Source organism: Pseudomonas sp. NPDC089996, from assembly GCF_044748405.1.
Lineage (GTDB): Bacteria > Pseudomonadota > Gammaproteobacteria > Pseudomonadales > Pseudomonadaceae > Aquipseudomonas.
Genome location: NZ_JBIVGA010000004.1, coordinates 380,552 through 405,363, shown reverse-complemented (window position 1 = coordinate 405,363; position 24,812 = coordinate 380,552). Strand labels below are relative to the sequence as shown.

Below are 24,812 nucleotides of genomic sequence, written 5' to 3'. Positions count from 1 at the left end.
TGATGACTGACTCGCAAGATACGCCGATCTCCGCCGACGGCGACCAGCGCCCACACCGCCGCATCAAAAGTTTCGTGATGCGCGCCGGGCGCATGACCGAAGGCCAGCAACGCGGCCTCGACCAGGGCGGCCCGCAGTTCATCCTGCCGCTGGCCGACAGCCCGGTGGACTACGACCAGGTGTTCGGCCGTTCGGCGCCGCGTACCCTGGAGATCGGCTTCGGCATGGGCCATTCCCTGCTGGAAATGGCCGCTGCCGCGCCTGAACAGGACTTCATCGGTGTAGAAGTGCACCGTCCGGGTGTCGGTGCGCTCCTTAACGGCGTGCTGACCCAGGGCCTGAAGAATCTGCGGGTGTACGACTGCGACGCCATCGAAGTGCTCAACCGCTGCGTCGCCGACAACAGTCTCGACCGCCTGATGTTGTTCTTCCCTGACCCATGGCACAAGGCGCGTCACCACAAGCGCCGCATCGTCCAGTTGGAGTTCGCTGAGCTGGTGCGCCGCAAGCTCAAGCCCGGTGGCGTGTTCCACATGGCGACTGACTGGGAGCCGTATGCCGAGTACATGCTGGAAGTGATGAGCGCCGCCCCGGGCTATCGCAACCGTGCTGAAGACGGTACTTACGTGCCGCGCCCGGAAGAGCGCCCGATCACCAAGTTCGAACGCCGTGGCGAGCGGCTGGGGCATGGGGTATGGGATTTGAAGTTTGAGAAGGTAGATTGATTGGCGGATTGGGCCTTTCGATTTGCTGAGGCCTGTAGAAATACAAGTGAAAAAAAACCGCTCTGATAAGAGCGGTTTTTTTATGGGAGCGATAGGACTGAGTATCCTTCGCTCAGAGGCTTCACCGAAAACATTCGCACAGTCAGCTGATCATAGGCAGCCTCAGATGGCGCGTCAATGATCAGCAATATCCAGCATCATGTGTGTCGGAGCTACTAACAGCTTTGGCAGTGCATCCCAAGTATGATCGCGCTGCTCCTGTGTGGATAAGTATCGGTGATGGGCCGGGTAGGAGAAGAATTCTGCTTTCCGGCCCCTTCGACACGGCCTGAGAACCGTGCCGGTGACTCTGCTCGAAGGGCCATTTACCTGGCCACTTCACCGAAAACATTCGTACAGTTTTCGAAGGCATCGAAGCGCCGGTTAGATGCTGGAAGATTGGCCCGCCAACACGGAGGCCAAGGCATATGAAGCGTTTGCTTGATGCGCTGAGCCGCGTCTGGAAGCTCATCCGGATCTTGACTGTGATCAAGACCGTTCGAGACTTCATGCGCGATCACTTCGATGATGCCCAGTAAGGGCTAGTCAGGTGGTAGGGCTGCCCTGGTTCTCCGGGGCAGCTTTTAGCAGGCTCATCCGCGGCGATCAGCCACCACGCCAATCAACACCAGCACCACCAGCAACACCGGCGCCAGCGCATAGTTATTGAACTGCGCCAACCCCTTCACCACCCAAGGCGTGGCGTAGATCAGCGCCGCACCACTGCCGATCATCACCAGGGCAGCCATCACCGGCACTCGCAGCGCACCCGCCAGGGCACCCAGCCGCTGGTCCACCCAGCCTTTGATGTCGGTGCCGAACAGCACCAGCAGGCAGCCTACCAGGGCCAGGGATATCTCCGAAAGGTTGCTGCGGCTCCAGCGGGAAACTGTGGCGAGCAGATCAAGTACCAGATCCATGGGTCATCCTTAGGTCAAGAAATACTGCAGCAGGTCGTTGAGGAACAGCTGGCCGCGCGGCGTGGCCGCCAGTCGATCCGGTTCGACCTGCAAAAGGCCCTTTTGTTCGGCCGCGCGGCGGGCTTCGGCCAGCTGCGCCAGGGGCAGCCCGGTGCGCTGGGTGAACAGCTCGGCTTCCACGCCATCGGTGAGGCGCAGGGCGTTCATCAGGAATTCGAACGGCAGTTCATCGACCGGCAACAGCTTCTCACCAGCCTTGAATGGCTTGGCCAGGTTCAGGTAATCCTTGGGCAGACGGGTCTTCCAGGTACGCAGGATGCGGCCATCGGCAAAGGTCAGCTTGCCGTGTGCACCGGCACCGATGCCGATGAAGTCTCCGAAGCGCCAGTAGTTGAGGTTGTGCCGGGCGGCCCGGTTCGCCTGGGCGTATGCCGAAACTTCATACTGCCTGAAGCCGTTGGCCGACATCAGCGCCTGGCCGGCTTCCTGGATGTCCCAGAGGATATCGTCCTCGGGCAGCTCCGGCGGCTGGTTCCAGAACACCGTGTTCGGTTCGACGGTCAGCTGGTACCACGACAGGTGCGTCGGCCCCAGGTCGATTGCCTGGCGCAGATCGCCCAGGGCTTCGTCCAGCGACTGATCGGGCAGGCCGTGCATCAGGTCCATGTTGAAGTTGTCGAAGCCCGCCGCGCGAGCCATGCCAGCGGCACGGATCGCTTCGTCGCCATTGTGGATGCGCCCCAGCGCCTCCAGTTTGGCCGGCTGGAAACTCTGCACACCGATGGACAGGCGGTTGATACCCGTCTGCCGGTAGGCTTTGAACTTCTCTTGCTCGAACGTACCCGGGTTAGCTTCGAGGGTGATCTCGATGTCTGCTGCGAACGGGATACGCTGCTCCACGCCGCGCAGCAGGCGGCCCAGGGCGTTGGCACTGAACAGGCTCGGTGTACCACCGCCGAAGAAGATCGACGACAAGGTCCGGCCCTGCACGGCGGACAGTTCCAGGTCGAGGTCGGTCAACAGGGCGCCGACGTAGGCCTCTTCCGGCAGCTCAGGCCCGGCGGCGTGGGAGTTGAAATCGCAGTAAGGGCATTTGCGCACACACCACGGAATGTGGATGTACAGCGCCAGCGGCGGCAGGCGGCTGAACGCCACCGACCCGGCTTCGGACAGCGTTGCGATCATGCCAGGCCCAGACGTTGACGCAGCAGCGCCATGGCGCGGGCGCGGTGGCTGAGCTGGTTCTTGTCCACAGGGGCGAGGTCGGCGCTCGAGCACTTGCGCTCCGGCACCCAGAACAGCGGGTCGTAGCCGAAGCCGTGCTCGCCGCTGGCCTCGAACAGGATGCTGCCGTGCCACAGGCCTTCGCAAAGGATCGGCAGTGGGTCATCGGCGTGGCGCACCAGGGCCAGTACGCAGACGAACTGGGCGCCGCGCTGCTCTGGCGGCACGTCCTTCAGGGCTTCGAGCAGTTTGGCGTTGTTCGCCGCGTCACCCTTGCCGTCGGCATAGCGCGCCGAATAGATGCCCGGCGCGCCACCGAGGAAGTCCACCGCCAGGCCGGAGTCGTCGGCCAGCGCCGGCAAGCCCGAGATGCGCGCGGCGTTGCGGGCCTTGAGAATGGCGTTTTCGACGAACGACAGGCCGGTCTCTTCGGGCTCGACCAGGCTGAACTCGCCGATCGAACGCAACTGCACGGACTGGCCGAGCATGGCCTGGAGTTCCTTGAGTTTGCCGGCATTGTGGCTGGCCAATACGAGTTGCTGGAAATTCATCATTCGCCTGGGAACACTTCCTGGTTGAAACTGAGTTGATGGCTGATTCCGCCGCTTTCGACATTGAGGTCGAAGGTCAGGGTTTCGGCCTGCTCGATCTTGAACTGGGCGATGTAGTACACCGCGCCTTGGTCGGTTATCTGTTTGAACGACAACGGGCTGGTACGCCCGGTCAGGTCTTTCACGGTGCCGCTGACCACCGCCATGGCGGGCTTGTCGGCCTTGAGCACGGCGATGTTGAGCACGCCTTGGTTCTTGCTGCGGTTGAGCCCGGTGGCAGCGGCGATGTCCGGTTGCAGCATGCTTGAGGTGAAGGCGCTGTAATGCACCGTCACGTCGCCGAAGACTTCCTTGCGCTCGGGGCGGGCGGCATCGGCAGCCATCACTGGCAGGGCCAGGCACAGGCTGATCAGGAACAGGGCTAGGCGACGCATGGTGCGGATCCTCCGGTAGGCGTCAGACCGCCAGTTGGTGCTCCTGCAAGCCCGGGCTGCTGACGCGATAGATGCCGATTTCACCTAGAAGATTAGGCCATAGCCGCCCACCCCACCCGTTACGGTGCAGATGGTCGACGGCGAGGCGGTCAAGCACCTTGGCACGGCGTTCATGGCACAGCTCTTCGAAGTCGGCAAAGGTGCAGAAATGGATGTTCGGCGTGTTGTACCAGGTGTAGGGCATGAAGTCCGACACTGGCATGCGGCCTTTGGTGGCCAGGTACCAGCGGCAGCGCCAATGGCCGAAGTTGGGGAAGGTGATGATGCACTGGCGCCCCACCCGCAGCATCTCGTCGAGGATGCGGTCAGGGTATTCCACGGCCTGCAGGGCCTGGGTCATGATCACCACATCGAAGCTGTTGCTGGCAAAGTTGCCCAGGCCCTTGTCGAGGTCCTGTTCGATGACGTTGACGCCCTTGGCCACGCACGCGGCGATATTGTCGGCGTCGATCTCCAGGCCATAGCCGGTGACCTGCTTGCGGTCACGCAGCGAGGCCAGCAGCTCGCCATTGCCGCAGCCCAGGTCGAGTACCCGGCTGCCGGCGGGAATCCACTCGTGGATGATTTCCAGATCGGCTCTCATGCTGTCCTCAGATGGCGATGCGGTTCATGTAGTTCGCGAAACCCTGCATGTAGCGAGGCGTGGGAATCAGGAAGGCATCGTGCCCGTAAGGTGAGTCGATCTCCAGATAACAGACGTTCTTGCGCGCCGCCATCAAGGCATCGACGATCTCCCGCGAGCGGGCTGGCGAGAAGCGCCAGTCGGTGGTGAACGACATGATGCAGTAGTCCGCCGTGACGTGGCCCAGGGTGGCGGCCAGGTCGCCGCCATTGGCTGCGGCCGGGTCGAAATAGTCCAGGGCCTTGGTCATCAGCAGGTAGGTGTTGGCGTCGAAACGGCCGGAAAACTCCTCGCCCTGATAGCGCAGGTAGCTTTCGACCTGGAATTCGACGCTGTGGAAGTCGTAGTTGAGCTTGTCGCTCTTCAGCTCGCGGCCGAATTTCTCACCCATCGAGTCGTCGGACAGGTAAGTAATGTGGCCGACCATGCGTGCCAGCATCAGGCCGCGCTTGGGGATCACGCCCTGGTCCTGGAACGAACCGCCGTGGAACTCGGGGTCGGTGAGGATGGCCTGGCGTGCCACTTCATTGAAGGCGATATTCTGAGCTGACAGCTTGGGTGCCGAGGCGATATCCACGCAGTGGCGCACGCGATCGGGGTAAGTCATGGTCCACTGCAGGGCCTGCATGCCGCCCAGGCTGCCACCCACGATAGCCGCCCACTGCTGGATGCCCAGGCGATCGGCCAGGCGCGCCTGGCTGTGCACCCAGTCCTCGACAGTCAGCACCGGGAAATCGGCGCCATAAGGCTTGCCGGTGGCCGGGTTGATGCTACTCGGGCCGGTGCTGCCATTGCAGCCGCCGAGGTTGTTCAGGCTGACCACGAAGAAGCGGTTGGTATCGATCGGTTTGCCGGGGCCGATGCAGCTGTCCCACCAGCCCGGCTTGCGGTCGGTGGCGGCATGGTAGCCAGCGGCATGGTGGTGGCCAGACAGGGCATGGCAGATCAGCACGGCATTGCTCGCGCTGGCGTTCAGGGTGCCATAGGTTTCGTAGACCAGCTCGTAGCTGTTCAGCGAACGGCCACAGGCCAGGGCCAGCGGTTCATCGAACCGGGCAATTTGCGGTGTAACCAGACCGACGGAATCTTCGGGAAGGACAGTGGACATCGACCCTGCTCACGCTTGACGGAGGCGTAAGTCTAAAGAGCACTCCCCCCAGCGGCAAGCAAAGGCTTGCCGCTGGGGGTAAGTGGGATCAGATCATCCGCCACAGTTCCTGTGGCATGCCTGCGTAGGCGGCCAGCGGCGGCATGACGAACGATTGGATTACCTGTATCGCCAGGAAAGCGAAGATCGGCGAGATGTCCATGCCGCCCAGGTTGGGCACGATGCGGCGGAACGGTGCCAGCACCGGTTCGCTGATCTGCCAGGCCAGCTCGGCAGCCGGATTGTGGCTGTTCGGTGCGACCCAGGAAACGATCACCATGACGATCATCGCCACCCAGAAGATCTTCAGGAACAGCGAGGTGATACCGATGATGGCCCACATCAGCAGGTGCAGGACGTCGCCGAAGGTGCCGTAGGTGACCATCAGCACGAAGCCCATCAGCAGCGCCTGAATGACGATCGCCAGCAGCAGCGACGAAGTGTCGAGGCCGCCGATGCTGGGGATCACCCGGCGGATCGGCTTGAGCAGCGGCTGGGTCGCGCGCACGGCGAACTGGCTCAGCGGGTTGTAGAAGTTGGCCTTGACCAGTTGCAGCACGAAGCGCAGCAGGACGATCACCAGGTACAGGCTGACCAGGGTTTGCACCACGAAGATCGCGGCGCCGGACAGTGCATTCATCAACAGCTCCTTATTTGCCCAGTTGTTCGGCCAGCTCGGCGGAACGCTTCGACGCCGCTTCCAGCGCCTGCTCGACAATGGCTTCGAAGCCATTGCCCTGGAACGACTTGATCGCCGCCTCGGTGGTGCCGGCTGGCGAAGTGACGCGGCGGCGCAGCTCTGCGGCATCGACATCGCTGGCCACGGCCATGTGCGCGGCGCCCAGGGCGGTTTGCAGGGTCAGCTGCGAGGCGGTTTCGCGTGGCAGGCCAAGCTTTTCACCAGCAGCAGTCATGGCTTCGATCAGCAGGAAGAAGTAGGCCGGGCCGCTGCCTGATACCGCAGTTACGGCGTCCAGTTGCTGCTCCTGCTCCAGCCACAGTGCGGTGCCGACAGCCGACAGCAGTTGTTCGGCCTGTTGGCGTTGCTCGGCAGACACTTCGGCGGTGGCGTACAGGCCGCTGACGCCCTGGCGCAAAAGCGCCGGCGTGTTGGGCATGCAGCGCACCACCGGAATGGCGCCGAGCCAGGTCTGGAGGCTGGAGCAGGTGATGCCTGCGGCGATCGAGACGATCAGCTGGCCGGCTTTCAGGTTCGGCTTCAGCGCCTCGCACACGGCCTTCATGACCTGCGGTTTCACGGCCAGCACGACCACGTCGGCACCTGCAATGGCCTGGGCGTTGTCTTCGAATACCTCGATGCCGTGTTCAGCCTGGACGCGGGTACGGGTCTCGACACCGGGGTCGCTGGCACGGATCTGTGCCGCGTCCAGGCCCTGGGCACGCAGGCCGCCGATCAGGCTGGCGGCCATGTTGCCGGCGCCGATAAAGGCAATACGAGTCTTGCTCATGTCAGGTCCTTGAGGGAAAGAGTGAGTAAAGCATGGAATCAGAGGGGGCCATAATTGCGAGCGCCGAACAGGGCGGTACCGATACGTACCCAGGTCGCTCCCTGGGCGATGGCAGCTTCCAGGTCGTGGCTCATGCCCATCGACAGGGTGTCCAGGCCCAGGCCCAGGCTTTCCTGAAGCTGGCGCAGGCTGGCGAAGGCGGCCTCTTGCGCAGTGCGGTCTTCGGTCGGCTCGGGGATCGCCATCAGCCCGCGCAGGCGCAGGTTCGGAAGTGCCGCCACGGCCTTGGCCAGTGCCGGTAGGTCGGCTGGTGCGCAGCCGGACTTGCTGTCTTCGCCGCTGACGTTCACCTGCAGACAGATGTTCAGCGGCGCCAGGCTCGCAGGGCGCTGTTCGGACAGGCGTTGGGCGATCTTCAGGCGGTCCACGGAGTGTACCCAGTCGAAATGTTCGGCAATGGCTTTGGTCTTGTTCGACTGAATGGGGCCGATGAAGTGCCAGATCAAGGGCAAGTCGCGCAGTTCTTCCTGCTTGGCCAGGGCTTCCTGCAGGTAGTTTTCACCGACATCACACACCCCGGCGGCGTGGATTTCACGAATGGCGGCGGCCGGCTTGGTCTTGCTCACGGCCAGCAGCTGGACGCTGGCCGAGTCGCGCCCGGCAGCCTTGGCTGCATGGTGGATGCGGGCGACGAGGGCGGAAAGGTTGTCTGCTATGGTGGACATGGACTGATGCCGTCGGCTCTGGAGATCTTCGGCATTCTACCTGCTTGATGGCTATTGGGGAGTCTCATGGACGTGACCGACCTATTGGCCCTGGCCTTGGATGCAGGGGCAAGCGACCTGCATCTGGCTGCGGGCGAAGTACCAATGCTGCGTGTGGATGGCGAGTTGCGGCGCATGGAAATGCCGGGCATGACCACAGCAGTGTTGAGCGATGCACTGACTGCGCTGCTCGATGAAGGCCAGTGCCAGCAGTGGCTGCACGGCGATGAACTGGATCTGGCGCTGGAACTGCCAACGCTGGGGCGTTTTCGTCTGAACCTGTTTCGGCAGCTAAATGGCCTGGCAGCCGCGTTTCGTGTGATTCCTGAACGTATTGCCAGTGTCGATGATCTCGATCTTGAAGAAGTGTTTCAAGCCGTTGCCCAGCACGCGGATGGGCTGGTGCTGGTGGGTGGCCCGACAGGCAGCGGCAAGTCGTGCACCCTGGCAGCGCTGATCGACCGCCTCAATCTTGATCGGGCGCTGCATATCATCACTCTCGAAGATCCCATTGAAGTTATCCACAGTCGCCAATGCAGCCTGGTCAACCAGCGTGAGATCGGCAGGCATTGTCGAGACTTTGCCCAAGGGCTGCGCAGTGCCCTGCGTCAGGACCCGGATGTGATCATGATCGGCGAGTTGCGTGATCTGGAAACCATACGCCTGGCATTGCGTGCGGCAGAGACGGGGCATCTGGTGCTGGCCACGGTGCATACACGGTCAGCGGCCGGCAGCATTGATCGGCTGGTCGAGGTGTTTGCGGCGGAGGAAAAGCCGCTGGTGCGGGCGATGCTGGCGGAGTCGCTGCGTCTGGTGGTGGCGCAGGTGCTGGTCAAGCGCATGGGCGGTGGCCGGGTGGCAGCGCGCGAGGTGCTGGTGGCGACGCCGGCGGTGCGCAATCTCGTCCGCGAGGGGCGGATGGCGCAGTTGTGTTCGGTGATGCAGGCCGGTGGGGCAGAGGGGATGCGGACAATGGAGGGGGCGATGCAGCAGCTGAGGGAGAAGGGCTTGATCAGCGATCTCTAGCGCCTGTACTGGCCCTTTCGCGGGCACGCCCGCTCCCACAGGGGCAGCACAGGCTTCGAAAGCTGTGGCGTACCTGTGGGAGCGGGCGTGCCCGCGAAGAGGCCGAAACGGGTTTACCGTTTGGCCAGGCTCAGCTGTTGCTGCTCTTTCGGCAGCACCCGCTTGGCCACCACATAATGCTTTTGCCAGTACGGCTTGCTCAGGTTGTCGATGCTCACCCGCTTGCCGGTACGTGGCGCATGGATGAAGCGGTCGTTGCCCAGGTAGATTGCAACGTGGTTGACCCGACGGCTCTTGATATTGAAGAAGATCAGATCGCCAGGCTTGAGGTCGGTCTTGGCCACTTTCACACCGTGGCCCTGGGCCATGGCGTTGGACGTACGCGGCAGGTCGACGTCTGCCACGTCGTTGAACGCATACTTGACCAGCCCGCTGCAGTCGAACCCTTTTTTCGGGTTGCTGCCGCCCCAACGATAGGGGGTGCCGAGCACGTTGACCGCGCGGCTGAGCACATCGCTGCTCTGCTTGGGCGACATCGCCGCAACGGCAGGCAGATTATGGTCCTTGCTCGAATAGTTCGAGCGCGCGCGCACGGTCGTCTGCTTGACGGGCGCATGTTTCACCGCAGCGTTGCTGGTATAGCCGGTGAAACCATTGGGAAGACGTTGCTCACGATTGGTGGCGTGGGCGGCCAGGGGCAATAATAGACAGAGGGTCAGCCATGTCTTGAACAAAGGCGGCATAGATGAAGCTCTTATGAAGTTTTGATTTTGGTTTTGAGTGTTGGCGCGCAACTTTATAACAGCTTTTTGATCAATTTCTGATCCGTTGGTCGATTGTCATGTTGCCGTACGTCGGCCCGCACGACAAAAGTCACATTTTTTTTTAGAAAATTTTTGGATAACCCACAGGGGCTATGAATGAACAGTTATGAACAGGGAGCGCCGTACCACGACACCCACAGCAAGGTCATCGGTTACCTGCTATGGATCTTCGGCTTCACTGGCTCCCACCGTTTCTACTACGGCAAGCCGATTACCGGGACGATCTGGTTCTTTACCCTGGGCCTGCTTGGTATTGGCTGGCTGATCGACCTGTTCCTGATCCCAGCGATGGACCGTGAGGCGGACATGCGTTTTCAGTCCGGTCGTATCGACTACAACATTGCCTGGATCCTGCTGACCTTCCTGGGCATTTTCGGCGTGCACCGCCTGTATCAGGGCAAGTGGATCTCGGCGATCATCTATTTCTTCACCGGCGGCTTGTTCCTGGTCGGTGTGCTGTACGACTTCTGGACCTTGAACGGCCAGGTGTCCGAAGCCAACGCCCGCGGCCGATAGCGCGCCGGGCACCGACAAAAAAGGCCTTGTCGCGCTGTGCGGCAAGGCCTTTTTCGTTACTGGCGAGTCTGTCGCTGCTGCAGTAGCAGATTGCTGAACCCGGCTCCTGCCAGCTGTTTCTGCGCCACGGTCAGTTGCTCACGGTTGCTGAACGGTCCCACGAGTACGCGGTACCAGGTCTCTTCCTTGACGGTACCGGACTCTACCTTGACTACCTGCCCGAGCAGGATGATCTGCGCGCGGACCTTGTCGGCGTCGGCCTGCTTGCGGAACGAGCCGGCCTGCAGGAAGTACTGCGTGGTCGCCGCCGGCTTGATCACCGGTGGTGCTGGCGGCGGGGTCTGCCCCAGCAGAGCGGCCTGGGCGCGCGCGGTATCGATCTTCGCGGCTTCAGCCGGCGTCACCGGGGTCACTGGCTGCGCGGGTACTGGCGGCGTTTTCTCCGGCACGGCCTCAGGCGGCACGATCACCTCGGATTCCGGCAGCAGCGTGTAGAAGTCGTACTTCGGCTTCACCGGCTGCTGAGACGTTGCCGGCGCGCTCGACTTGCCGGCCTCGGCCACTTTCTCCGGCTTCTGCTGCTCGGGCTTGGTGCGTTTGATGTCACCGCCGCCGGGTTCGAGCTTCATCAGGAAGACGATGAACGCACCGACCGTCAGGCCGACCGCCAGCCATACCCAGCCAGGGATCGGCTGCTTGGCTGGGGCTGTCTGACGGCTGGCGCCGCGTTTGGGAGCGGGTTTTTTCTTGGCAGCCAACTTACATGCGCTCCAGGGTTTCCAGGCCGAGCAGCTCCAGACCTTGCTTGAGGGTACGACCGGTCAGGGCAGCCAGGCGCAGGCGGCTTTGCTGCTGTTCCGGGGTTTCGGCGGCGAGGATCGGGCAGTTCTCGTAGAAGCTCGAGAACAGGCCGGCGAGGTCGTACAGGTAGCTGCACAGTACGTGCGGGGTGCCCTTGTCGGCGACGCTGTTGAGGACCTCGCCGAACTGGGCCAGGCGCGCGGCCAGGTCCTGCTCGTGAGCGGCCTGCAGCACGATGTTGCCGTCGACTTCGTCGAAACCCTTGCCCAGCTTGCGGAATACGCCAGCCACGCGGGTGTAGGCGTACAGCAGGTACGGCGCGGTATTGCCTTCGAAGTTGAGCATCAGTTCGAAGTTGAAGCTGTAGTCGCTGGTGCGGTGCTTGGACAGGTCGGCATATTTCACCGCGCCGATGCCCACCACTTCACCGATGTGGCGCAGGTCCTCTTCGGCCAGGCTCGGGTTCTTGTCCTTGACCAGCGCGTAGGCGCGCTCCTTGGCTTCGGTGAGCAGGTCGATCAGCTTGACGGTGCCACCATCACGGGTCTTGAACGGGCGACCGTCAGCACCGTTCATGGTGCCGAAGCCCATGTGCTCCATCTGCATCGGGTGGCCGACGAAGCCGGCGCGGCGGGCCACTTCGAACACCTGGTTGAAGTGCAGGGCCTGGCGTTGGTCGACGAAATACAGAGCGCGGTCGGCCTTGAGCACGTTGCTGCGGTAGCGCACGGCGGCCAGGTCGGTGGTGGCGTACAGGTAGCCGCCGTCGGCCTTCTGCACGATCACCGGCAGTGGCTCGCCTTCGCTGTTCTTGAATTCTTCGAGGAACACGCACTGCGCGCCCTGGTCCTCGACCAGCAGGCCCTTGGCCTTGAGGTCGGCGACCACGTTGGCCAGGTCGGCGTTGTAGGCGCTTTCGCCCATTACGTCGGCCATGGTCAGCTTGACGTTGAGCAGTTCATAGGTCTTCTGGCAGTGCGACAGCGAGATGTCCTTGAAGCGCGTCCAGAGGGCCATGCATTCCGGGTCGCCGGCCTGCAACTTGACCACCAGGCCGCGGGCGCGCGTGGCGAATTCCTCGGACTCGTCAAAGCGCTTTTTGGCGGCGCGGTAGAAGTTTTCCAGGTCCGACAGCTCATCGCTGGTGATCGGGTTTTCTTCGAGGTATGCCAGCAGCATGCCGAACTGGGTGCCCCAGTCGCCCACGTGGTTCTGGCGAATCACGTCGTCACCGAGGAATTCCAGCACGCGGGCGACGCTGTCACCGATGATGGTCGAACGCAGGTGGCCGACGTGCATCTCCTTGGCCAGGTTCGGTGCCGACATGTCGATCACCACCTTCTGCGCAGGGCCCGCCTTGCGGGCGCCGAGGTGGGCATCGGCGAGGGCGGCGTCCAGGCGGCTGGCCAGGGCATCGGTGTTCTGGAAGAAGTTCAGGAAGCCTGGGCCGGCGATCTCGACCTTGCTGATGTCGGCGCTGGCCGGCAGGGCGTTGATCAGCTTTTCGGCCAGGTCGCGCGGTTTCATGCCGGCCGGCTTGGCCAGCATCATGGCGATGTTGCTGGCGAAGTCGCCGTGGGTCTTGTCCCGGGCGTTTTCCACCTGGATCGCCGGCGAGAGCCCGTCAGGCAACACACCGTCGGTGACGAGTTGGGTGAGGGCTTGCTGGATGAGCTGGCGAATGGTGTCTTTCATGGGAATCTCTTTTCGACCGCAAGCGCGGTGGAGCGCCTGGATGCGCAGGTGGAAAAACTGGGCATTATCCGTTGCCGGGGGCGGGTTGCCAACCTTTGGGGGCAGAAGCTCAATAAAGATCGACCGGGTCGACATCCAGCGACCAGCGTACCTGGCGCCCGCTCGGAAGTTGCTCCAACACTAGCAACCAGGCGCTGATCAGTCGATGCAAAGGGGCGCGGGTATTGGCCTGAATCAACAATTGCGCCCTGAACCGACCGGCGCGGCGTTCCATGGGGGCAGGCACCGGCCCCAGCAGTTCGATGCCGGGCAGGCGTTGTTCGGCGACCAGGCGTTCGGCGGCGGCGCAGGCTTCATCGAGAAAGCCCTCGGCCTGGCCGGGCTTGTGTGCTTCGGCGCGCAGCAGGGCAAGGTGGGAGAACGGTGGCAGCCCGGCATTGCGGCGCTCGTCCAGGGCTTGTTCGGCGAAGGCGAAGTAACCTTGTTCGGTCAGTTGCACCAGCAGCGGGTGGTCGGCCAGGTGAGTCTGGATGATCACTTTGCCGGGCTCCTCGGCGCGCCCGGCCCGGCCAGCGACCTGGACGATCAGCTGTGCCATGCGCTCGCTGGCGCGGAAGTCGCCGGAGAACAGCCCGCCATCGGCATCCAGGATGGCGACCAGGGTCACCCGCGGGAAGTGGTGCCCCTTGGCCAGCATCTGGGTGCCGACGAGGATGCTTGGCTGGCCACGCTGGATGGTGGTGAACAAATTGTGCATGGCGTCCTTGCGCGCCGTGCTGTCGCGGTCTACGCGCAGGATCGGGTAATCCGGGAACAGTACTTTCAGGCGCTCTTCGGCGCGCTCGGTGCCGGCGCCAACAGGCCGCAGATCGACGTGGTTGCATTGCGGGCACTGGTGCGGAAGACGCTCGTCATAGCCGCAGTGGTGGCAGCGCAGCACGCCAGAGCGCTGGTGCACGGTCATGCGTGCATCACAGCGTGGGCATTCGGACAGCCAGCCGCAGTCGTGGCACAGCAAGGTTGGGGCAAAACCACGGCGGTTGAGGAACACCAGCACTTGCTGGCCGGCCTCCAGGGTCTGGCGGATGGCCTGCTGCAACGGGCCGCTGATGCCGCTGTCCAGCGGCAGGCTCTTCACATCCAGGCGCAGCATGCGCGGTGGGCGGGCGCCGCCAGCACGTTGATTCATGCGCAGCAGGCGATAGCGACCGGCGAGCGCGTTGTGCAGGGTTTCCAGCGACGGCGTGGCAGAGCCGAGCAGGATCGGGATGTTTTCCTGGTGGGCGCGTACCAGCGCCAGGTCGCGGGCGTGGTAGCGCAGGCCTTCCTGCTGCTTGTAGGAGCCATCGTGCTCTTCGTCGATGATGATCAGGCCGGGGTTCTTCATCGGCGTGAACAGCGCCGAGCGTGTGCCGATGATGATGTCGGCCTCGCCGTCGCGGGCGGCCAGCCAGGCATCGAGGCGCTCGCGGTCGTTCACGGCCGAATGCACCAGGGCGATGCGGGCGTTGAAGCGCTGCTCGAAGCGCGCCAGGGTCTGCGGGCCGAGGTTGATCTCGGGGATCAGCACCAGCGCCTGTTTGCCGGCTTCCAGGGTTTCGCGGATCAGCTGCAGGTACACTTCGGTCTTGCCGCTACCGGTCACGCCGGCCAGCAGGAAGGCACCGAAGCCGCCAAAGCCCTCGCGCACGGCGTCGAAGGCCTCGCGCTGTTCTTCATTGAGCGGCAATTCCGGCTGTGCCAGCCAGTGTTCATGGCGATGCGCCGGCAGGTGGCGGCGTACTTCCAGCTGCACCAGCTCCTTGGCCAGTAACAGGTCGAGGCTGTCCTTGTTCAGGTTGAGCTTGCTCAGCAGGCTGTGCGCCACGCCGTGCGGGTGCTGGGCCAGGGTCTTGAGGGCGTCGCGCTGGCGTGGGGCGCGGGCGATGCGTGGGTCTTCCAGGCGTGCGCCGGGGGCCACGTGCCAGAAGCGCTCCTGGCGCATCTCGGCCGCTTCGCCCTGGCGCAGCAGCGTGGGCAGCGCCCAGCTCAGGGTGTCGCCGAGGCTGTGCTGGTAGTACTGGGCGGTCCACAGGCACAGCCTGAACAGTGAAGCCGGGATCGGTGAAACCGGGTCGAGCAAAGCGCTGGCGGGCTTGAGCTTGTCGGCTGGCACTTCGCTCTGCGCGCACACTTCCACCAGCACCCCGATCATTTCGCGGCGCCCGAACGGTACGCGGATGCGCATGCCTGGGGTCAGCGCCTGGCGCGCCATGCTCGCTGGCGCCTTGTAATCGAACAGGCGGCGCAACGGGGAGGGCAGGGCAAGGCGCAGGATGACATCGGACACGCGGCAGGTCTCGGAGGGCACTTCAAAGACTGGCGAGCCTAGCAGACGACGGTCGGTGCAAGCGACAACTTGCGTTAGCGTGGTGCTCTGGTATTATTCCCCGCCTAATTACGTGCGGTATTCAACAATTGGTGTTGGGTGGCGGCACGCAGCTCGAGGAAGTGACCATGAAAGAAGGTATCCACCCGAACTACGAAGTAGTTGCAGTCACCTGCAGCTGCGGTAACAAGTTCGAATCTCGTTCGACCCTGGGCAGCACCCTGGCGATCGACGTTTGCAACCTGTGCCACCCGTTCTACACCGGTAAGCAGAAAGTCCTGGACACCGGTGGTCGCGTACAGAAGTTCGCCGATCGCTTCGGTATGTTCGGTACCAAGAAGTAATCATGCGCATGGCGAATCCTTCGGGCTTCGCGTTGTTGCTGAAAAAGGCGCCCCTTGTGGGCGCCTTTTTTGTGGGCGCAATCTGGCAGATCCCGGCGCTGGCCTTCTGCCCGTTGCCCGAGAAGCTGCAGCCGGTGGCAGTGCGCCAGGTGGTGGATGGTGACACACTGCGCCTGACCGACGGTCGCAGCGTGCGCATGATCGGCATCAATGCCCCCGAGATCGGGCGCAAGGGGCGCGTCAGCGAGCCTTACGCCGAGGCTGCCAGGCGGCGCCTGCAGGCATTGGTCAAGGCCAGCGACGGGCGGGTAGGGTTGGTCCCGGGTGTCGAGGGCAAGGACCGGTACGGTCGGACCCTGGCAAACATCTATGGCCGTAATGGCGACAATCTCGAGGCACAGCTGCTCAGCGAAGGGCTGGGTTTTCGCGTGGCTTTCGTACCCAATGTGCGACTCTCAGGCTGCCAGCAAGCGGCTGAAAAGGTGGCTCGCGACGCGCGGACGGGGCTGTGGCGCAATTCGCCGGTAGTCAAGGCAGCCAACGTGAATCGATCAGGCTTCGCCGTCATCTCCGGCGCCGTCCGTGGCATCCAGCGCAATCGTGGCGGCACCTGGCTCGAACTGGACGACAGCGTGGTGCTGCAGATTCCCGCTCGTCTGCAACGCATCTTTCCCGACAGCTTCTTCGCTAACCTCAAGGGACGCCAGGTCGAGGCGCGCGGCTGGGTGCTGGATCGTTCCCGCAAGGGAGGGCTTAAGCCAGGGCAGCGCCGCTGGGTGTTGCCGCTGACCGACCCGAGCATGTTGGAGCGCACTGCAGGCTGAAAAGATGTAGACAGTTCGCTATTGGATTGTACACACTGTCAGTCGAATGCCCCCGTGCGTGATAGCTTAAAGTCGTAGGCCAAAGGCCTTGACACAAGTGACTGACCAGTCTTGTGGCTCCCCGGCTCTTTGCGTATCCTCGGCGGTCCGTCAGAACAGTAAATAGCGGAATGCCCACCATGTCAGACCTGAAAACCGCCGCTCTCGAATACCACGCTCAACCTCGTCCGGGGAAACTGAGCGTCGAGCTCTCCAAGCCCACCGCCACCGCCCGTGATCTCGCCCTGGCCTACAGCCCAGGCGTTGCAGAACCCGTGCGCGAAATCGGCCGTGATCCTGAGCTGGCCTACAAATACACCGGCAAGGGCAACCTGGTCGCGGTCATTTCCGATGGCACCGCCATCCTTGGTCTGGGTGACCTCGGCCCACTGGCCTCCAAGCCAGTGATGGAGGGCAAGGGCGTTCTGTTCAAGCGTTTCGCCGGTATCGACGTGTTCGACATCGAAGTCGACTCGGAAAGCCCACAGGCATTCATCGACACCGTCAAGCGCATCTCGATCACCTTCGGTGGTATCAACCTCGAAGACATCAAGGCCCCAGAGTGCTTCGAGATCGAACGCACCCTGATCGAGCAGTGCGACATTCCGGTATTCCACGATGACCAGCACGGCACCGCGATCGTCACCGCGGCCGGCATGATCAACGCCCTGGAAATCGCCGGCAAGAAGCTCGAAGACGCCAAGATCGTCTGCCTGGGTGCCGGCGCTGCCGCCATCTCCTGCATGAAGCTGCTGGTCAGCATGGGCGCCAAGGTCGAGAACATCTTCATGATCGACCGCAGCGGCGTCATCCACGCTGGCCGCGACGACCTGAACCAGTACAAGGCCCAGTTCGCCCACGCCACCGACAAGCGCAGCCTGGCTGATGCTCTGGACGGTGCCGACGTGTTCGTAGGCCTGTCCGGCCCGAACCTGCTGAGCCCGGAAGGCCTGAAGTCGATGGCTGCCAACCCGATCGTGTTCGCCTGCTCGAACCCGGACCCGGAAATTTCCCCAGAGCTGGCTCACGCCACTCGCAGCGACGTGATCATGGCGACCGGTCGTTCCGACTACCCGAACCAGGTCAACAACGTGCTGGGCTTCCCGTTCATCTTCCGTGGTGCCCTGGACGTTCGCGCCAAGCGCATCAACGAAGAAATGAAGATCGCTGCAGCCATCGCCCTGAAAGACCTGGCCAAGCTGCCGGTGCCGAAGGAAGTTTGCGACGCATACGGCGTGCAGGCTCTGGAATTCGGCCGTGAGTACATCATTCCGAAGCCGCTGGACGCTCGCCTGATCACCGTCGTTTCCGACGCAGTGGCCAAGGCAGCCATCGAATCCGGCGTGGCTACCCTGCCATATCCGAAGCACTACCCGCTGAACAGCGTGGATGAAGTGTTCAACGGCTGATTGCAGCCGCTGCGCCACTAAAAAGCCCCGGCTCGCGAGAGCCGGGGCTTTTTGTTTGCTGATTTTTCAGCTGACGCGATCCTCTGTAGGAGCGGCCTCGTGTCGCGAAAGGGGTGCGCAGCGCCCCCAGGATTGATGCTCAGAGCAGAGAATGCGGGGACCGCTCTGCGGCCCTTTCGCGACACGAGGCCGCTCCTGCAAAGAAGGCGTTAGCCTGCCGTTCAGAACAGATCCATCGGCGCTGCTTCATCCGCCGGCAGCGGGCTGCCAGGCGCCGCGCCATTGCCCAGCTCATCCACCGACGGCGGCGAATCCTCGGCCTTGAACAGCTCGAAGTAGGCATTCGGCGTGCTCGGCGAGGCCGCGCGGCCGCTGACCGGGTCAACCCGCAGGCTGAGGATGCCTTCCGGTTCGGCTGGTGCATGGCTCGGTTTGTCCTTCAGCGCCGCCCCCATGAACTTCATCCAGATCGGCAGCGCCGCAGTGCCGCCGTACTCACGACGGCCCAGGCTTTCAGGCTGGTCGAAACCGACCCAGACGGTGGTCACGTAATCGGCATTGTAGCCGGAGAACCAGGCGTCCTTGGACTCGTTGGTGGTACCGGTCTTGCCTGCCAGGTCGTCGCGGCCCAGGGCCAGCGCCCGGCGGCCGGTGCCCCGCTTGATCACGTCCTGCAGCATGCTGGTGAGGATGTAGGTGGTGCGGCCATCGATGATCTGCTCGGCAATGGCTGGCGTCTGCGGCGGCGGGGCGACCTGGCCCAGGGCCGACGGGGCCTCGCCCTGCAGAGCGGTGGTGCTGATCGGCTGCTCGGGGGCGGCCAGGCCGGCATGGTCTTCGCCGCCTTGCGGTACATGGGCCGGGTTGGCGGTGAACAGGGTCTCGCCGCTGCGGCTTTCGATGCGGTCGATCAGGTACGGACTGACCTTGTAACCGCCGTTGGCGAAGGTGCTCCAGCCAGTGGCGATTTCCATCGGCGTCAAGGTCGCGGTGCCCAGTGCCAGCGACAGGTTGCGCGGCAGGTCCTGCTTGTTGAAGCCGAATTTGGCGATGTAGTCGATGGTGCGATCCACGCCCATGGCCTGTAGCAGGCGGATGGACACCAGGTTGCGCGACTTGTACAGCGCTTCGCGCATACGGATCGGGCCGAGGAAGGTGTTGGTGTCGTTCTTGGGGCGCCATTCCTTGTCCAGGTACTGGTCGACGAACACGATCGGCGCATCGTTGACCAGGCTGGAGGCGGTGTAGCCGCTGTCCAGTGCCGCGCTATAGATGAATGGCTTGAAGCTCGAGCCCGGCTGGCGCTTGGCCTGCATGGCACGGTTGTAGTTGCTCTGCTCGAACGAGAAGCCGCCGACCAGGGCGCGAATGGCGCCGTTGTACGGGTCCAGGGTCACCAGCGCGCTCTGCGCACCGGGTACCTGGCTGAACTTGAGCTTGCCCTCGTCGAGGCGTTGCAGGCGGACCAGGTCGCCAACCTGGGCAACGTCGGCAGGCGACTGCGGCGAACGGCCCTGGGCATTGGTGTTGATGAAGGGGCGTGCCCATTTCATGGTGTCCCAGGCAACGCTTTCTTCCTTTCCGTCCCGGGTCAGTACCTTGATGTCGCCTTTATCGACCTGAGTGACGATGGCCGGCTCCAGCGCACCGAGGTTGCGCTGCTTGCTCAGCTCCTGCAGCCAGGCAGCGCGGGTCTTGCCCGGGAAGCGCGCTTCCGGGCCACGATAACCGTGACGCTCATCGTATTCGGTGAGGCCGTTGAGGATGGCCTTGTTGGCCATGTCCTGCATATCGCTCGGTACCGTGGTGGTGACGCGGAAACCTTCGGTGTAGGCGTCACTGCCATAGCGGCCGACCATTTCGGCGCGGGCCATTTCGGCAACGTACGGTGCACTCAGCTCGGGGTTGGGCACGTGGTAGCTGGCGTTGAGTGGCTCCGCCAGGGCGGACTGATAGCTCGCCTCGTCGATCTTGCCGAGCTTGTACATGCGACCGAGGATCCAGTCGCGGCGCTCCTTGGCCCGTACCGGGTTGGCCAGCGGGTTGAAGCGCGACGGTGCCTTGGGCAGCCCGGCGATCATCGCCATCTGCGCCAGGCTCACGTCGCGGATCGACTTGCCGTAGTAGACCTGCGCGGCAGCATCGATACCGTAGGCACGGTTGCCCAGGTAGATCTTGTTGACGTACAGCTCGAGGATCTCGTCCTTGGTCAGTTCGCGTTCGATCTGCAGGGCCAGCAGGATCTCGTTGATCTTGCGCGAGAAGCTGCGCTCGCTGGTGAGGAAGAAGTTTTTCGCCACCTGCATGGTGATGGTGCTGCCGCCGGTCTGGATATGACCCGTTTTGACCAGCTGGGTCGCGGCACGCATCAGGCTGCTTGGGTCGACCCCGTAGTGATTGAGGAAATTGTCGTCCTCGGCTGACAGAAGCGCCTGAATGAACTGTGGCGGAATTTCCGCGAAGCGGATCGGCGAGCGGCGCATTTCGCCGAACTCGGCAATCAGCTTGCCGTCGCTGCTGAACACCCTCAGGGGGATCTGCAACTGGATGCTTCTGAGCGAATCGACCGATGGCAGGTTGGGACTAAGATACAGAAACGCACCGCTCACACCGAGTACGAGCGCGCAGACAACTGCGACGAAAGACCACCAGAAGAACTTCAGCAGGCGTATCAAGGCTTTTCGGTGTCCAGATTGAGGGGTGAATTGCGCACGGGGCCGGCGGACGAAAAAACGCTGGGCATTATAAGCATTTTTCGCCTCGCCGGGTGACCGGCCAGGCGGCCCGCTGCACCGTCTGGCCGCCAGGGCCCGGCGCTGGGGCGGTTCATGGTTGTAACAAGGAAGTTGCCATGCTTGGACGTTTTGGCAAGGATGCCAGTTCACTGTTAGGGGTGGAAATCGCCTCCGACTCCATACGTATTGCACAGTTGCGCCGCCATAGGGGGCGCTATGAGCAGCTTGCCTGGGCGTTTCAGGCACTCGAGCCGTTTGCCCCAGGCAACGGCCGGCAAGACCCTGAGCGGCTCGTGGCTGCCTTGCGCAGCGCGTGGCGGCAGTCTTCCAGCCGTCAGCGCCGAGCAGCAGTGGCACTGCCAGCCTCGCAGGTGATCTGCAAGCTTTGCCGGCTGCCCGCCGGTCTGGCTGCGAGCCAGATGGAGGCACAACTGCTGGCGGATGCCGACCAGCTGTTTCCCTTTCCCCTTGAAGACCTGGTGCTGGATTTTCAGGTGCTGGGTGTCTCGCCAATCCAGCCGGGTAGCCTGGATGTCCTGGTGGCGGCCAGCCGTCAGAGCGCTTTGCAGCCTTTGCAGGCCGCATTTGAAGCGGCCGGACTTGAGCTGGAAGCCGTGGAGGTCGACAGCATCGCCCTGCACCGGTTGATGCCAGGCCAGGACAGAGGCCCGGCAGCGTTGCTGCGTGTCGAACAGGGCGGTTCGACACTGCATGGCTGGCTTGAAGGTACGTTGCCTTTTCAGCGTGAATGGCGCCCGGATGCAATGCCAGACCGGCCCGGTGATGTATTCGCTGATGGGAAGGGGCCGCAGGAGGTGCTGGTTGTCGGCGCCCCACTCAATGGGCAGGCCTTGCTCAGTCGACTGAGTGACAGCCTCGAGTTGCCATGCCGGCCACTGCCTGCGGTGGCTGGCATTGATTGCAGCGACGGCCGCATGGCGCTGGCTTTCGCCCTGGCAATGGGGAGTATGCGCTGATGTTGCGTCTGAACCTGATGCCTTGGCGAGAGCGGCAACGCCTGGCAGCGCTTCGGCGCTTGCGTTTGATGGTGGTCGGTGCAGCCATCGTGGCGCTATGTGCCGTGCTGCTGATGGATCAGCTGGCCCGAGCGCGCGTTCGTCAGCAAACCGCAGGCAACGATGTTCGGCAGGCTGCCATCAATACGCTTGAGGCGCGCAAGGCGGAGCTTGATCGCATCAGCCAGTCCCTTGAAGAGGTACGTGCGCAGGCCGTGACGCTGGCTGGTCTGCGTGCGGAGCAGGGGTTGCTGACAGCTGTGTTGGCCGATCTGGAGCGGGCGTTGCCTGACGGTGTTCAGATGCTCAGGTTCGAATTGCAAGGTTCCCGGCTGCGCATGGTCGGTGTGGCCGCCTCAGGCGCGGTCGTGGCGCAGCTCATGCGGGAGCTGCAGCGCTCGAGTGTGATGCGGGACCTGGAGCTCAAGCGACTCAAGAGTCAGTCGAATGGCGATGAGTTTCTGTTGTTGGCTCGCTTGTCGGCATTCTGGTCGTGAATCTGTTGCAACGGGGTGCGTGGCAAGCTCTCATCGAACGCTCGCGGTTTTTCCGCCTTGCGTTGCCATTGGCAACAGGCCTCATTGTGTTCGGGGTCGGTTGCCTGATCCGCCTGCCGCAATGGCTGCAGCTTCAGGAAGCAGCGCTCGCCAGGCAAGCCTGGTTGTCAGAAGATCATGAAATCAAGGCTGCCGAGGTACTGGCGTTGCCGCAGATGCGTGAGGCCTTCGAGGGCGCGCAGCAACAATTGCAGGATGCTCGCTGGCGACTCGCAGCCGGGGCCGATATGAGCGATCTGCTGGACCAGCTGGCGGCCTCGGGTCATGCGCATGGCCTGCATTTCGAGGCACTCGATGTGCTTGATGAACTGAAGCAGCCGAGCTATCGGCAAGTCCCGTTTGATGTGCAGGTGGTGGGGCATTATCCGGGCCTGCGGATGTGGTTGGACGACTGGCTTGGCCAGATTCGCCTGCTACGCATCGAGACCTTTTCGCTGAGGCTTGCCGATGACAAGCCGGGGTTATTGCGCCTCGGCATGCGGGCCCATGCCTACCAGGCCGACATGTCAGTGCCGCAACCCTCGTCGTTGGCTGACTCACCGGCTCGAGGCGCGGCCCTGCCGATGGCTGTCGACCCGTTTTCCGCCTGGGCAATGCGCAGCGCTCAGGCAGGGCTCGCCGGCGTCCCGCTGGCCCAGTTGGAAATGGTCGGCAGCCTGCAAAGGGGGCAGCAGCGCGAAGCATTGCTGTGGTCGGCAGGGCGCTTGTATCGCGTACGCCCTGGTGATCGGCTGGGCCGTGATGGCGGTAAAGTGCTACGGGTCGGCGAGCGGCAGCTGGAAGTGCAGGAAAGGTTGTTCGTCGGGGGCGCGTGGCATGAGCGCACGGTAATGTTGACGCTCAGGATGGGCGTGAAGAGGGAGGCCACGGCAGGCGATGAAATGGCTTTTGAAGTGTTTGATAGCGACGCTGGGAGCAAGCCAGTGGTGCATGGCGGCGCCCTATCGGGGTGAACCCATATCGCTGATTTTTCAGGATGTCGAGGTGCGCTCGGTGCTTCAGGTGCTGGCTGACTATGCCGAGATCAACCTGGTCGCCAGCGACTCGGTGCAAGGCAATGTCACCTTGCGGCTGCACGAGGTGCCTTGGGACCAGGCGCTGGAGATGGTGCTTCGTAGCAAGGGGCTGGCGCGGCGCGAGGAGGGAAATGTGTTGCTGGTGGCGCCCGCCGCCGAACTGGCCGAGCAATCCCGCGGCGCCCGTATCGGGCAGGAGCTGGATGCGCAGCTGCAGCCATTGCGACGTGAACTCCTGCCGATCCATCACGCCAAGGCGTCGGAACTTGCGGAGCTGCTGCTGGCAACACTGGCGGATGACGGCATTCTGACCGGCCGTGGCAGCTTGAGCGTCGATGCGCGCACCAACACCTTGGTGGCCCACCAGCCCGCAGAGCGCCTGGCCGAATTGCGGCAGTTGGTCGCTCAACTCGATGTACCGGTGCGTCAGGTGGAGATCGAGGCGCGCATCGTGGAGGCCAATGTCGACTACGAAAAAGGCCTGGGCGTGCGCTGGGGGCGGCAGTTTTACCGGGAAGCGCCGCAGCTGGGCAAGGACCTGTTCGTCGACCTGGGCCTGGAGCGGGGCGGTGCCGGTATCGGTGTAGGCCTTTTGCGTGGTGGCGTGCTGCTGGATCTGGAACTCAGTGCGATGGAAAAGACCGGCAACGGCGAAATCATCTCCCAGCCCAAGGTGGTCACGGCTGACAAGGAAACCGCCAGGATCCTTAAAGGCACCGAGGTGCCTTACCAGGAAACCAGCAAGAGTGGCGCCACCTCGGTGGCCTTCCGCGAGGCCTCGCTGTCGCTGGAGGTCACGCCGCAAATCACACCCGACGGCAAGGTCATCATGACGGTCAAGGTGACCAAGGACGAGCCTGACTTCGTCAATGCCCTGAACGACGTGCCGCCGATTCGCAAGAACGAGGTCAACGCCAAGGTCCGCGTGGCGGACGGAGAAACCATCGTCATCGGTGGCGTGTACTCGACCACGCAAAACAATGTGGTCGACAAGGTGCCATTTTTGGGCGATCTGCCGTATGTTGGGCGGCTCTTTCGACGCGATGCATTACAAGAGAAAAAATCCGAGCTGCTGGTCTTCCTGACTCCGCGTATCATGAATGACCAGGCGATTGCTGTGAGTCGTTGATTCTGTGCGAAATTTGATACTTGTAGGGCCCATGGGCGCTGGTAAAAGCACCATCGGGCGCCTGTTGGCCAAAGAGCTGCGCCTGCTGTTCAAGGATTCCGACAAGGAAATCGAACTGCGAACCGGCGCCAACATCCCGTGGATCTTCGACAAGGAAGGCGAGCCGGGCTTCCGTGACCGCGAGCAGGCGATGATCGCCGAGCTCTGCGCACTTGATGGCGTGGTCGTGGCGACCGGCGGCGGCGCGGTGATGCGCGCTGAAAATCGCCAGGCGCTGCACGAGGGCGGCCGGGTCATCTACCTGCACGCCTCGGTGGAGCAGCAGGTCGGGCGCACTGCGCGCGATCGCAACCGCCCGTTGCTGCGCACCGCCAACCCGGAAGCGACCCTGCGCGCCTTGCTGGAAGCACGCGACCCGCTCTATCGCGAGATCGCCGATGTGGTGGTGGAAACCGACGAACGGCCGCCGCGCATGGTGGTGCTCGATATTCTCGAGCGCCTGCAGCAGTTGCCGCCCCGCTAAGCCGGGACTATTCTCGGCCAGCGCCGAGGCGAGGT

At 63.1% G+C, this 24,812-nt stretch carries 25 protein-coding genes; 11 read left to right on the top strand and 14 right to left on the bottom strand.

Annotated elements, in window-relative coordinates; translation table 11 throughout:
* The first annotated feature begins 2 nt into the window (after positions 1-2).
* The gene (gene trmB / locus ACIPW4_RS09665) at positions 3-725 is read left to right on the top strand and encodes a tRNA (guanosine(46)-N7)-methyltransferase TrmB (RefSeq protein ID WP_103446094.1); all 723 of its coding nucleotides are present in this window, start codon (positions 3-5) and stop codon (positions 723-725) included.
* 632 nt (positions 726-1,357) lie between these two features.
* On the opposite strand, the gene ACIPW4_RS09660 is transcribed toward trmB, so the two are convergent.
* The 9 genes from ACIPW4_RS09660 to ACIPW4_RS09620 form a co-directional block, all read right to left on the bottom strand.
* Positions 1,358-1,684: a DUF3392 family protein gene (locus ACIPW4_RS09660; RefSeq protein WP_186601822.1), complete on the bottom strand. Its 327-nt coding sequence runs from the start codon at positions 1,682-1,684 to the stop codon at positions 1,358-1,360.
* A gap of 9 nt (positions 1,685-1,693) precedes the next feature.
* Positions 1,694-2,869, bottom strand: coding sequence for a radical SAM family heme chaperone HemW (gene hemW / locus ACIPW4_RS09655; RefSeq protein WP_400657059.1), 1,176 nt, complete (start codon positions 2,867-2,869; stop codon positions 1,694-1,696).
* Positions 2,866-3,462 (bottom strand): RdgB/HAM1 family non-canonical purine NTP pyrophosphatase, encoded by a 597-nt coding sequence (gene rdgB / locus ACIPW4_RS09650; protein WP_400657056.1) that lies wholly within the window; start codon positions 3,460-3,462, stop codon positions 2,866-2,868. The genes hemW and rdgB overlap by 4 nt, the downstream gene beginning before the upstream one ends.
* Positions 3,459-3,893 carry a DUF4426 domain-containing protein gene (locus tag ACIPW4_RS09645; protein WP_400657055.1) on the bottom strand — a complete coding sequence of 145 codons (435 nt, stop codon included), beginning with the start codon at positions 3,891-3,893 and terminating at the stop codon, positions 3,459-3,461. Before ACIPW4_RS09645 ends, rdgB begins: the two co-directional genes overlap by 4 nt.
* 22 nt (positions 3,894-3,915) lie before the next feature.
* Positions 3,916-4,536: a methionine biosynthesis protein MetW gene (gene metW, locus ACIPW4_RS09640; RefSeq protein WP_027920979.1), complete on the bottom strand. Its 621-nt coding sequence runs from the start codon at positions 4,534-4,536 to the stop codon at positions 3,916-3,918.
* Positions 4,537-4,543: 7 nt separating this feature from the next.
* Complete coding sequence (locus ACIPW4_RS09635; protein ID WP_400657053.1) at positions 4,544-5,683, bottom strand: homoserine O-acetyltransferase; 1,140 nt, start codon at positions 5,681-5,683, stop codon at positions 4,544-4,546.
* 88 nt (positions 5,684-5,771) lie between these two features.
* Positions 5,772-6,362: a YggT family protein gene (locus ACIPW4_RS09630; protein WP_027920981.1), complete on the bottom strand. Its 591-nt coding sequence runs from the start codon at positions 6,360-6,362 to the stop codon at positions 5,772-5,774.
* 10 nt (positions 6,363-6,372) lie between these two features.
* Positions 6,373-7,191, bottom strand: coding sequence for a pyrroline-5-carboxylate reductase (gene proC, locus ACIPW4_RS09625; protein ID WP_400657051.1), 819 nt, complete (start codon positions 7,189-7,191; stop codon positions 6,373-6,375).
* A gap of 38 nt (positions 7,192-7,229) precedes the next feature.
* A complete protein-coding gene (locus tag ACIPW4_RS09620) occupies positions 7,230-7,916 on the bottom strand; it encodes a YggS family pyridoxal phosphate-dependent enzyme (RefSeq protein WP_400657049.1) in 687 nt (228 codons plus the stop codon).
* Between the two features lie 66 nt (positions 7,917-7,982).
* Here ACIPW4_RS09620 and ACIPW4_RS09615 point away from each other — a divergent pair, with 66 nt between their 5' ends.
* Positions 7,983-8,981, top strand: coding sequence for a type IV pilus twitching motility protein PilT (locus ACIPW4_RS09615; protein WP_400657048.1), 999 nt, complete (start codon positions 7,983-7,985; stop codon positions 8,979-8,981).
* Positions 8,982-9,094: 113 nt separating this feature from the next.
* Here ACIPW4_RS09615 and ACIPW4_RS09610 read toward each other — a convergent pair whose 3' ends face one another.
* Complete coding sequence (locus ACIPW4_RS09610; RefSeq protein ID WP_400657046.1) at positions 9,095-9,724, bottom strand: C40 family peptidase; 630 nt, start codon at positions 9,722-9,724, stop codon at positions 9,095-9,097.
* Between the two features lie 177 nt (positions 9,725-9,901).
* On the opposite strand from ACIPW4_RS09610, the gene ACIPW4_RS09605 reads away from it, so the two are divergent.
* Positions 9,902-10,321, top strand: coding sequence for an NINE protein (locus ACIPW4_RS09605; RefSeq protein ID WP_400657045.1), 420 nt, complete (start codon positions 9,902-9,904; stop codon positions 10,319-10,321).
* Between the two features lie 56 nt (positions 10,322-10,377).
* Here ACIPW4_RS09605 and ACIPW4_RS09600 read toward each other — a convergent pair whose 3' ends face one another.
* The 3 genes from ACIPW4_RS09600 to ACIPW4_RS09590 form a co-directional block, all read right to left on the bottom strand.
* A complete protein-coding gene (locus tag ACIPW4_RS09600) occupies positions 10,378-11,079 on the bottom strand; it encodes an SPOR domain-containing protein (RefSeq protein ID WP_400657043.1) in 702 nt (233 codons plus the stop codon).
* Between the two features lies 1 nt (position 11,080).
* Positions 11,081-12,817: an arginine--tRNA ligase gene (argS, locus tag ACIPW4_RS09595; protein ID WP_400657041.1), complete on the bottom strand. Its 1,737-nt coding sequence runs from the start codon at positions 12,815-12,817 to the stop codon at positions 11,081-11,083.
* Positions 12,818-12,926: 109 nt separating this feature from the next.
* A complete protein-coding gene (locus ACIPW4_RS09590) occupies positions 12,927-15,146 on the bottom strand; it encodes a primosomal protein N' (protein WP_400657039.1) in 2,220 nt (739 codons plus the stop codon).
* A 167-nt stretch (positions 15,147-15,313) separates the two neighbouring features.
* Here ACIPW4_RS09590 and rpmE point away from each other — a divergent pair, with 167 nt between their 5' ends.
* The 3 genes from rpmE to ACIPW4_RS09575 all read left to right on the top strand — a co-directional run bounded on the left by rpmE (position 15,314) and on the right by ACIPW4_RS09575 (position 17,801).
* Entirely contained in the window at positions 15,314-15,529 is a 216-nt protein-coding gene (rpmE, locus tag ACIPW4_RS09585; protein WP_400657038.1) for a 50S ribosomal protein L31, read from the top strand.
* Between the two features lie 2 nt (positions 15,530-15,531).
* Positions 15,532-16,353, top strand: coding sequence for a thermonuclease family protein (locus ACIPW4_RS09580; protein WP_400657036.1), 822 nt, complete (start codon positions 15,532-15,534; stop codon positions 16,351-16,353).
* Between the two features lie 179 nt (positions 16,354-16,532).
* Positions 16,533-17,801, top strand: a complete 1,269-nt coding sequence (locus ACIPW4_RS09575; protein ID WP_400657034.1) for a malic enzyme-like NAD(P)-binding protein — start codon at positions 16,533-16,535, stop codon at positions 17,799-17,801.
* Between the two features lie 221 nt (positions 17,802-18,022).
* Here ACIPW4_RS09575 and ACIPW4_RS09570 read toward each other — a convergent pair whose 3' ends face one another.
* Positions 18,023-20,476: a penicillin-binding protein 1A gene (locus ACIPW4_RS09570; RefSeq protein WP_400657031.1), complete on the bottom strand. Its 2,454-nt coding sequence runs from the start codon at positions 20,474-20,476 to the stop codon at positions 18,023-18,025.
* Between the two features lie 176 nt (positions 20,477-20,652).
* On the opposite strand from ACIPW4_RS09570, the gene pilM reads away from it, so the two are divergent.
* From pilM to aroK, 5 genes are read left to right on the top strand one after another with little or no spacing between them, the layout of a single operon-like run.
* Positions 20,653-21,513, top strand: coding sequence for a type IV pilus biogenesis protein PilM (pilM, locus tag ACIPW4_RS09565; protein ID WP_400657028.1), 861 nt, complete (start codon positions 20,653-20,655; stop codon positions 21,511-21,513).
* Positions 21,513-22,049 (top strand): PilN domain-containing protein, encoded by a 537-nt coding sequence (locus ACIPW4_RS09560; protein WP_400657026.1) that lies wholly within the window; start codon positions 21,513-21,515, stop codon positions 22,047-22,049. The genes pilM and ACIPW4_RS09560 overlap by 1 nt, the downstream gene beginning before the upstream one ends.
* Positions 22,046-23,062 (top strand): pilus assembly protein PilP, encoded by a 1,017-nt coding sequence (locus ACIPW4_RS09555; RefSeq protein ID WP_400657023.1) that lies wholly within the window; start codon positions 22,046-22,048, stop codon positions 23,060-23,062. The genes ACIPW4_RS09560 and ACIPW4_RS09555 overlap by 4 nt, the downstream gene beginning before the upstream one ends.
* Entirely contained in the window at positions 22,986-24,254 is a 1,269-nt protein-coding gene (locus ACIPW4_RS09550) for a type IV pilus secretin PilQ (protein WP_400657021.1), read from the top strand. The genes ACIPW4_RS09555 and ACIPW4_RS09550 overlap by 77 nt, the downstream gene beginning before the upstream one ends.
* 4 nt (positions 24,255-24,258) lie before the next feature.
* Positions 24,259-24,777, top strand: a complete 519-nt coding sequence (gene aroK / locus ACIPW4_RS09545) for a shikimate kinase AroK (RefSeq protein WP_027920998.1) — start codon at positions 24,259-24,261, stop codon at positions 24,775-24,777.
* Positions 24,778-24,812 lie beyond the last annotated feature (35 nt).

Excerpts from the sequence above, each read along its gene's own strand:
- ACIPW4_RS09660 (WP_186601822.1), bottom strand. The coding sequence starts at position 1,684 with ATGGATCTGGTACTTGATCTGCTCGCCACAGTTTCCCGCTGGAGCCGC.
- rpmE (WP_400657038.1), top strand. The coding sequence starts at position 15,314 with ATGAAAGAAGGTATCCACCCGAACTACGAAGTAGTTGCAGTCACCTGC.
- proC (WP_400657051.1), bottom strand. The coding sequence starts at position 7,191 with ATGAGCAAGACTCGTATTGCCTTTATCGGCGCCGGCAACATGGCCGCC.
- rdgB (WP_400657056.1), bottom strand. The coding sequence starts at position 3,462 with ATGATGAATTTCCAGCAACTCGTATTGGCCAGCCACAATGCCGGCAAA.
- metW (WP_027920979.1), bottom strand. The coding sequence starts at position 4,536 with ATGAGAGCCGATCTGGAAATCATCCACGAGTGGATTCCCGCCGGCAGC.
- argS (WP_400657041.1), bottom strand. The coding sequence starts at position 12,817 with ATGAAAGACACCATTCGCCAGCTCATCCAGCAAGCCCTCACCCAACTC.
- ACIPW4_RS09550 (WP_400657021.1), top strand. The coding sequence starts at position 22,986 with ATGAAATGGCTTTTGAAGTGTTTGATAGCGACGCTGGGAGCAAGCCAG.
- ACIPW4_RS09580 (WP_400657036.1), top strand. The coding sequence starts at position 15,532 with ATGCGCATGGCGAATCCTTCGGGCTTCGCGTTGTTGCTGAAAAAGGCG.
- ACIPW4_RS09645 (WP_400657055.1), bottom strand. The coding sequence starts at position 3,893 with ATGCGTCGCCTAGCCCTGTTCCTGATCAGCCTGTGCCTGGCCCTGCCA.
- trmB (WP_103446094.1), top strand. The coding sequence starts at position 3 with ATGACTGACTCGCAAGATACGCCGATCTCCGCCGACGGCGACCAGCGC.
- ACIPW4_RS09560 (WP_400657026.1), top strand. The coding sequence starts at position 21,513 with ATGTTGCGTCTGAACCTGATGCCTTGGCGAGAGCGGCAACGCCTGGCA.
- pilM (WP_400657028.1), top strand. The coding sequence starts at position 20,653 with ATGCTTGGACGTTTTGGCAAGGATGCCAGTTCACTGTTAGGGGTGGAA.
- ACIPW4_RS09575 (WP_400657034.1), top strand. The coding sequence starts at position 16,533 with ATGTCAGACCTGAAAACCGCCGCTCTCGAATACCACGCTCAACCTCGT.
- ACIPW4_RS09635 (WP_400657053.1), bottom strand. The coding sequence starts at position 5,683 with ATGTCCACTGTCCTTCCCGAAGATTCCGTCGGTCTGGTTACACCGCAA.
- ACIPW4_RS09620 (WP_400657049.1), bottom strand. The coding sequence starts at position 7,916 with ATGTCCACCATAGCAGACAACCTTTCCGCCCTCGTCGCCCGCATCCAC.
- ACIPW4_RS09605 (WP_400657045.1), top strand. The coding sequence starts at position 9,902 with ATGAACAGTTATGAACAGGGAGCGCCGTACCACGACACCCACAGCAAG.
- hemW (WP_400657059.1), bottom strand. The coding sequence starts at position 2,869 with ATGATCGCAACGCTGTCCGAAGCCGGGTCGGTGGCGTTCAGCCGCCTG.
- ACIPW4_RS09630 (WP_027920981.1), bottom strand. The coding sequence starts at position 6,362 with ATGAATGCACTGTCCGGCGCCGCGATCTTCGTGGTGCAAACCCTGGTC.
- ACIPW4_RS09615 (WP_400657048.1), top strand. The coding sequence starts at position 7,983 with ATGGACGTGACCGACCTATTGGCCCTGGCCTTGGATGCAGGGGCAAGC.
- ACIPW4_RS09610 (WP_400657046.1), bottom strand. The coding sequence starts at position 9,724 with ATGCCGCCTTTGTTCAAGACATGGCTGACCCTCTGTCTATTATTGCCC.